This is a genomic window from Fusibacter sp. (assembly GCF_057447755.1).
The window spans coordinates 1-7,896 of the sequence record NZ_JBVBZF010000162.1 but is presented as its reverse complement, the minus strand read 5'-3'; the positions used below and the strand labels follow the sequence as shown (position 1 = coordinate 7,896).

Sequence of the window (7,896 nt, the reverse complement as noted above, 5' to 3'; positions counted from 1 at the left end):
TCTTGTCTTACATACGGAGCGTTTGATTCATGTTTGAAAGGCAATCCGCAGCGAAGCGAGGACTTCTTGCTATTCTCACCATACGAAGAAATTTGATGTGATGTGAGGGGCAATCCGCAACGCAGTGAGGACTTCTTGCCCCGAAAATTACATCAAATTTCGTCTACATCATCCCCGGCATTCCACCGCCCATACCTGCCATAGCAGCCATGTCGTTTTCTTCTTTAATATCCACAACACCAGCTTCTGTTGTTAAGAACATCGCCGAGATTGAAGCTGCATTTTGAAGCGCTGAACGCGTCACCTTAGTAGGGTCAACGATACCCGCTTTGATCATGTTCACGTACTCACCCTTAAGTGCATCAAAGCCGATGCCCACTTCTGCATCTTTAACTTTCTCAACAACTACTGAACCTTCAAGGCCAGCGTTGAAGGCAATTTGTCTAACTGGCTCTTCAAGCGCTCTTGCAATAATAAGGGCACCTGTTTTTTCATCGCCCACAAGCGTTTGAGCTAGGTCAACCACTTTAGAAATTGCAGCGATCAGCGCTGTACCACCACCTGGTACAATACCTTCTTCAACAGCAGCACGTGTTGCATTAAGAGCATCTTCTATTCTGAGTTTCTTTTCTTTCATTTCAACTTCAGTTGCAGCACCTACTTGGATTACAGCAACACCACCTGCAAGTTTAGCAAGTCTTTCTTGTAATTTTTCACGGTCAAACTCAGATGTTGTCTCATCAAGTTGCATTTTGATTTGACCAACTCTTTCATCGATAAGGGCTTTATCGCCTAAACCATCGATGATCGTTGTGTTGTCTTTGTCAATTTTAACTGATTTTGCACGGCCTAACATATCAAGCGTTGTAGATTTAAGATCGTAGCCAAGCTCGTCTGAAATCACAACACCACCTGTTAAGATTGCAATATCTTGAAGCATTGCTTTTCTTCTATCGCCAAAGCCTGGTGCTTTAACAGCAACACAGTCAAATGTACCTCTTAATTTGTTTACGATTAAAGTTGTTAAGGCTTCGCCTTCAATATCTTCAGCAATAATCAAAAGTTTGCCGCCACCTTGGACGATTTGCTCAAGGACAGGTAAAATCTCTTGAATATTTGTGATTTTCTTATCTGTGATCATGATAAATGGATTTTCAAGTACTGCTACCATTTTTTCAGGATCTGTAACCATGTAATGTGATAAGTAGCCTCTGTCAAATTGCATACCTTCAACCACTTCGAGTTGAGTGCTGTTTGTCTTAGACTCTTCAACTGTGATAACGCCGTCTTTACCGACTTTTTCCATCGCTTCAGAGATGATTGCACCAACAGTTCTGTCTGCAGCTGAAATCGACGCTACATCCTCAATATCTTTCTTATTTTCAATGAGAATGCTCTCGCTTTTAATCACTTCTACAGCAACCGTTACCGCTTTCTCGATTCCCGTTTTAAGAATCATTGGGTTAGCACCTGCTGCTACGTTCTTTAAACCTTCTCTAATGATTGCTTGCGCTAAAATTGTTGCAGTTGTTGTACCATCACCTGCCACATCGTTTGTCTTAGTCGCAACTTCTTTAACCAATTGAGCACCCATGTTTTCAAATGGATCTTCAAGTTCAATTTCTCTTGCAATGGTCACACCGTCATTGGTGATAAGAGGTGATCCATATTTTTTCTCTAATATAACATTACGGCCTTTAGGCCCCAAAGTCACTTTAACTGTGTTTGCTAATTTATCCACACCCGATTCAAGTTTTTTACGGACATCTTCACCGAATTTAATATCTTTAGCCATTTTTATATCCTCCTATATCATTAAAACCTTATCAATCTTTTACTCTACGATTGCGAGAATATCCTCTAATTCGCAAATTGTAAGTTCTTCGTTATCTACCTTTATCTCAGTACCTACATATTTTTTAAATACGACTTTATCACCGACTTTTACGTCTTCAACTTCTTTTCCAACAGCTACGATTTCAGCCATTTGAGGCTTTTCCTTTGCTTGAGATGGTAAAACGATACCACTTGCTGTTTTCTCTTCTGCTTCTAATTTCCTAATAATAACTCTTTTTCCTAATGGTTTTAACATAAAAACTGCCTCCTCTAAACATTCAAATTATATATTCCTCTAAATCATTTGCCAATACTTAAGTATGCAAATATCAATGCATAACCCTTTATTTAGAGCACATTCTCATCATAATACATGTTCATCAAAAAATCAAGCATTTTTAGCACTCGTTTTGATAGAGTGCTAACAAATTAACAATTTGTTTAAATTTACATCTCATTCATCATTTTAGATGCTGTAATCACTGCATCAAGATAGAGCTGATTGATCACAGAATAATCTACCTGATGGTCTTCTGTGATATCGATAATCATATCCCAATTGCCTTTTTCGTAGTATTTTAAGAGTCTTAAGAGGTCATGAAATGGATTTTTAACCCCCATAAGGGCACTTTTTACATCTTCTTTTAGTGGCAACTGTTCCAAGACCTCAAACAAGGGTTTCTCCATTATGGTGTCAATCAGGGAGAACAATCCAAGGAGAAAGGCTTCAGTTTCTCTGTGTTCAAGCCCAAAATGACGTGATACTTGCTCTGAAAATATAGCCCTGATCAATGAAACCTTGATGATTTCCTCTGGTTTCTCCGAGCTAATGTCTCTGAGCATAATCAGGGTTACCCATTTTCTAATTTCATTTAACCCCAGCATGGTAAGGGCATGATTTATACTGGTGATTTCGCTGTTGGAATAAAATGCAGGCGAATTAATCAATCTAAGGAGCTTATAAGCCAAGGACATATCACTTTTAACGATTTCTGACAACTTATCAAAGCTCGGTTCGTCATTTACAGTTTCTTTGAGAATCTCCATATAATTAAAGGTAGACACGTTGATGCCCTTGCTTCTACAAATGATAGGCTTTTCGAAGAAAAATCCCTGGAACAATTCATAACCAAAGCTCACCGCTTCTTCAAAATCTCGGTATGTTTCCACTTTTTCAGCTAAGAGCTTAATCCCTTTGCTTTTGTATTTATCTGCCACGATTTTTCGGCCTTCAAATCCCAAAACTAAAAAATCAACTTTTACAATATCCACATAGGGTAAAATGGCATCAAATTTTTCATTGTCTACAAAATCATCGAGGGCAATGGTATAGCCCTTTTCTTTTAGATTTTTAATTTTTTCCACAAAACGGTCATCTACCTCAACCGTTTCAAGAATCTCTATGGTTAAAGCATCCGGCGAAATTAAAAGGGGTAAATCCTCCATAAGTAGATTCTTAGTAAAATTAATAAAAGCCTTCTTACCACCGGTTAACCCTTCCATACCAAAATTTACAAGCGCATCTGATACAACAGTGGTGGTTGCAAGATCCCCATCAAAGTCTTCTTCGTAGATGTTTTTAACACCCTGTCGATATAAGATTTCATATGCGACGACGCGCTTTTTGACATTAAAGATGGGTTGCCTTGCTAAAAATACATCCATCGTCTTCATTTTATATCACCAATCCCATTCTTATTTTCTCTCATATAATAGAAGAGAAACTGTTGAGCATAGCCACCGTAATCCGTAAAATAATTTTCAACAAAATCCTTGTAAGCCCTTGGATGGTCCTCTACTTCATACAGGGTTTGAAGCATTTTTTTTACCCATGTATCAATGGGAAAGGCTTGCTTATGTCCCAAGCTAAAAAGCAATACACAGTCTGCTACCTTTTCCCCAACCCCATAAAACTTCGTCAATTCATTCTTTGATTCTATGTAAGAAAGTTGACGCATTTTCTCAAGATCTATGCTTTCCTCTAATATTCGTTTTGCTGTAAGCGAAACTGCTTTAGCTCTATAGCCAATGCCTTTGACCTGGAGTGCTTCTAAACTGGCCTCTGCCAATGCCTCAACCGTGGGAAAACTATAATATTCACGACCGTCAATGGTGCCGATATAGGTGCCAAACCGCTGCGATAGTGCCTCAACGCTCATTTTAATTTTCGGAATATTGTTATTTGCTGAAATAATAAAGGTTATAAGTGTCTCAAAAGGCTCTTGGTTTAAGAGGCGCATGCCCTTATAATTTGAAACTGCCGTTTTGAGAAAACGGTCTTTTTTCTTTAAATGTTTCCAAATAGAGTCATAATCCGCATGCTCGTCAAAATAATGTGCTAAATAGGCATCCTCAATTGGATACAAGGCCTTTTCAATTTCAACCCGGTAGTCTCTAGCATCCGGTCTAAGGGTAAGTACAGCACCTTTTACAATTCCCCTATACCCATTTTCACATTTTTCCCATCTAAAACATTGACCGCATTCAAAAGTTGATACCGGTTCAAAATGACTTGATTTTAAAACCATATTGCCTCCCTAATCATTGGTATTATTATATCTTAAATAGGTAAAAATAGCCACATTTAGGACAAAGTCTCTCAAAAAGAAGCTCTAATTTTTAAGGCGGCCTAAAGGCGCTTCCTACCAACATATAGGGCTTATTTGAAAGCCAATATTTCAAAGTTCAACTTATATGCATCAGGCCATAAAAAAACACCCAAAGTGAAAAATGCGTTTCACCTTGGATGTTATTAAAATCTATTGATTTGGCAGGAAGCCCAGTACCACTTCCCTCGCCTCATTGTATAATGTTCTTTCTGAAATCCTTAAAAGCTGGTGATCGGATACCAGGAGCTCGCCATTGATCACAGTGTGACATACATCTCTATTAGATGCATTATAAACAATTTGGGCATAGACGTTCTCAACATCTAGTGGCACGAGCATGGATTCCAAACGGTCGACTCTTAAAGTGACAATGTCTGCTTTTTTACCACTTTCAATACTGCCGATTTCGGATGCCTTTCCAAGGGCTTCTGCCGCCCTTATGGTTGCCATTTCAAAGACCTTTCTGGCATTCATAATGGTAGAATCCAGTTGGTTGCCCTTGTGAATCAAGGCTGCCATTCTCATTTCCATGAACATGTTGAGTTCGTTGTTGCAAGGACTGCCATCTGCACCAAGCGTCACCTTAGCCCCTCTTTGAAGCAATTCCTCAACAGGTGCAAAACCTGATGCCAATTTCATGTTTGAACTTGGACAATGGGCAATTACAGTTTCAGAGTCTATCAAATATTGCTTTTCTAGTTCGTTCAGGTGGATACAATGGGCAAGGATTACATGCTTTCCTAAAAACCCAATCTTTTTTAAATACTCAATGTTTTCCATACCAGTTCTATTTCTAACAATCGCAATTTCACCCTTATTTTCAGAGGCATGGGTATGAAGTCTCACATCAAACTCACGGCTCAATTTCACACTTTCTTTCAAAAGATCTTCTGAGCATGAAACGACAAACCTTGGTGCCAATGCATATTCAATCAAACCCTTGTTGGTCTGGTGCCACTTTTTAATCAATCTCTTACTCTCTGAAATTGAAGAAGCCATGTCTTCCATAAGACCACTTGGTACACCTTCATTGTAATCCATCATACATTTTCCACTAATAGCCCTGATGCCCATTTCCTTAATGGCTTCAAAACTTGAATCGGTATGGTTGACCGTTTCCATATTGACAATGGTTGTCGTGCCGCTCTTTATGAGTTCACCAACCCCGACCATGGATGAAATGTAATTAGATCGTGCTGTATGGGCCGCTTCGGATGGCCATATTTTAGTCTTTAACCAATCCATTAACTGTAGGTCATCACCAAAGCCTTTAAATAGGGTCTGGGTCAAATGCGTATGCGTCTGAATCAAACCTGGTATAATCAACTGGCCCGTACAATCTATAACTTCATCTGCTTCAACAAACAAGGTTTTTATCTCTAAAAAATTATTTTCCTTTTCAAAGGGCTCATGCTTTACGATGCTTTGAATTTTGTCATTTTCAATCAAAACACTCCCATAATAAACATCTCTATTAGGGTTCATCGTTACAATAAGTCCGTTACCCAATACTCTTTTCATGCCTCAACTCCACATCTTATTTAATCGCGCTACTCTCTCTTATAGTCTATAAGATAAGGCGTCGGAGTTCATTATGAAAAGTATCCAATTAGGTTCCCATTATTTAGAATTTTTTCTACGCAGGTAAAGTTCTCGAACTGGTCTTAAAAGCTCAGGGTGTCTCATGGACTTCATCCTTGGAAATGCACGGTACAATCTTAAACCATATATTTTTTCGGCAACTTCATTTTTCACAATTGCCGCTTCATTTTGTCGTTTTTCAATTGTCTCTCTTAGGTTATTTTCTACAAATTCAAGACGGTCTTTTAGCTCTTGCTCAATTTTGTCAATGACCTCGTAATTGAAATCTTCAATTCTGCCTTTTAGTTCACTTGAAAGTGATATTCTCTTGTCTTCAATTTCCCCTTTGACACGTTCAAGTTCTTGTCTTAATGGCTGACTCAAACGCTCAACATCAAGTCTCAACTGTGCACTGATTCTTTCAAGTTCCAAAATCAAGTTTCTCAAGTTAATCATGCCTCTGACGGTCTTATAGCCATCTACTGTAAAATAAGTCACAAGCATTATGCCCAGTGGCACATATAAAGGACCTTCCAACAAGGAGATGCCCTGCATAATAAGTGGATTGACAATCTGAATCACAAAAACGCCAATGAAAGCCCAATAGATAGAAAACTTTAAGCAGACATAACCCATAATGTTAAATTTTTCATCAGAATAATCCCACCACTTTGCATGGAACATCTTCTCTAGGAGATATCCTGTAAGCCATTCAATGCTTGAAGTCACAAGGAATACCATCAAAAATATTCCAGGCAAGCCCATACCTGATCCTGTTGCCACTAATCCATTAAGGCCTTCTACCATACTAAAAATTGCAATGGCACCAATGCCATAGATTGGACAGAATGGACCATATAAAAAGCCCCTATTGATCCACTTTCTTTCTTTATAATAGGCATAAACCACTTCGGTTAGCCAACCGATAAAAGCGTATATAACAAATACTATAACAAGCGTTGTGAGTTTTACAGCCATCAGTGCCTCCAAGAAAAATGAATTAATTTCTATTAACAATTGATTTTTGTTTCGTATTTCGATATAATTAACATGCAGATTGCATTCCCGTGCAATTAATTCCATTTAACATTTTTTTGTACATACTTAAATCACAAACCCCGATTTAAATATGGTTGTTGCCTTTGTATTATAGCAAAGGCATATTTTTTTGTCTAGATTTCCCAGTCCAAGAATTGACTCTGAGCCTACCAATCATAAAAAAGCACACTAGCAGGTCACCTAAAGTGAGTCTCTAATGTGCTTTTGTTTTTTTGATCATCAACTGCCATTAAATAGTGACCCAGCTCTAACCTGAGTTTACTTTGGCTGTCTATCTTATTATAAGATGATTTTAATCAAGAATACGAATGCAATGATGTACGTTAAAACAGGTACTTCCTTACCTTTGTTTGATAATACTTTTAAAGCAACATATGATAAAACACCAAATACGATACCTTCAGAAATCGAGTACGTTAAAGGCATCATTACAAATGTTAAGAATGCTGGAATTGCTTCAGTGAAATCATCAAAGTTGATTTCTTTAATTGGACTCATCATGAATAAACCAACTAAGATGAGGGCTGGTGACGTTGCAGCTGATGGAATCATAATGAACAATGGCGAGAGTAAAAGTGCCACGGCAAACATTCCAGCTGTTACAACAGAGGTTAAACCTGTTCTACCACCTTCAGCAACACCTGCTGCAGATTCTACATAAGTCGTCACTGTACTTGTACCGAAGATAGCGCCAAGTGTTGTCCCGATTGCATCTGCAAAAAGAGCTTGCTTAACTTTTGGTACTTTACCATCTTCAAGCATATCTGCTTTAGTGGCTACACCAACAAGTGTTCCTACAGTGTCAAACATA

General features: G+C 38.3%; 7 protein-coding genes. All 7 read right to left on the bottom strand.

Annotated features, from left to right (window positions below):
* Window positions 1-163: 163 nt before the first annotated feature.
* A complete protein-coding gene (gene groL / locus AC220I_RS14970; RefSeq protein ID WP_486724661.1) occupies window positions 164-1,795 on the bottom strand; it encodes a chaperonin GroEL in 1,632 nt (543 codons plus the stop codon).
* 39 nt (window positions 1,796-1,834) lie between these two features.
* Entirely contained in the window at window positions 1,835-2,092 is a 258-nt protein-coding gene (gene groES / locus AC220I_RS14965) for a co-chaperone GroES (protein ID WP_486724660.1), read from the bottom strand.
* A 191-nt stretch (window positions 2,093-2,283) separates the two neighbouring features.
* The gene (locus AC220I_RS14960) at window positions 2,284-3,510 is read right to left on the bottom strand and encodes an EAL and HDOD domain-containing protein (RefSeq protein ID WP_486724659.1); all 1,227 of its coding nucleotides are present in this window, start codon (window positions 3,508-3,510) and stop codon (window positions 2,284-2,286) included.
* Entirely contained in the window at window positions 3,507-4,364 is an 858-nt protein-coding gene (locus tag AC220I_RS14955) for a DNA-3-methyladenine glycosylase family protein (RefSeq protein ID WP_486724658.1), read from the bottom strand. The genes AC220I_RS14960 and AC220I_RS14955 overlap by 4 nt, the downstream gene beginning before the upstream one ends.
* Before the next feature lie 231 nt (window positions 4,365-4,595).
* Entirely contained in the window at window positions 4,596-5,966 is a 1,371-nt protein-coding gene (locus tag AC220I_RS14950; RefSeq protein ID WP_486724657.1) for a 5'-deoxyadenosine deaminase, read from the bottom strand.
* Between the two features lie 99 nt (window positions 5,967-6,065).
* A complete protein-coding gene (locus AC220I_RS14945; protein ID WP_486724656.1) occupies window positions 6,066-7,004 on the bottom strand; it encodes a putative ABC transporter permease in 939 nt (312 codons plus the stop codon).
* Window positions 7,005-7,364: 360 nt separating this feature from the next.
* On the bottom strand, window positions 7,365-7,896 hold a 532-nt coding region (locus tag AC220I_RS14940; RefSeq protein WP_486724655.1), incomplete at its 5' end, for a solute carrier family 23 protein.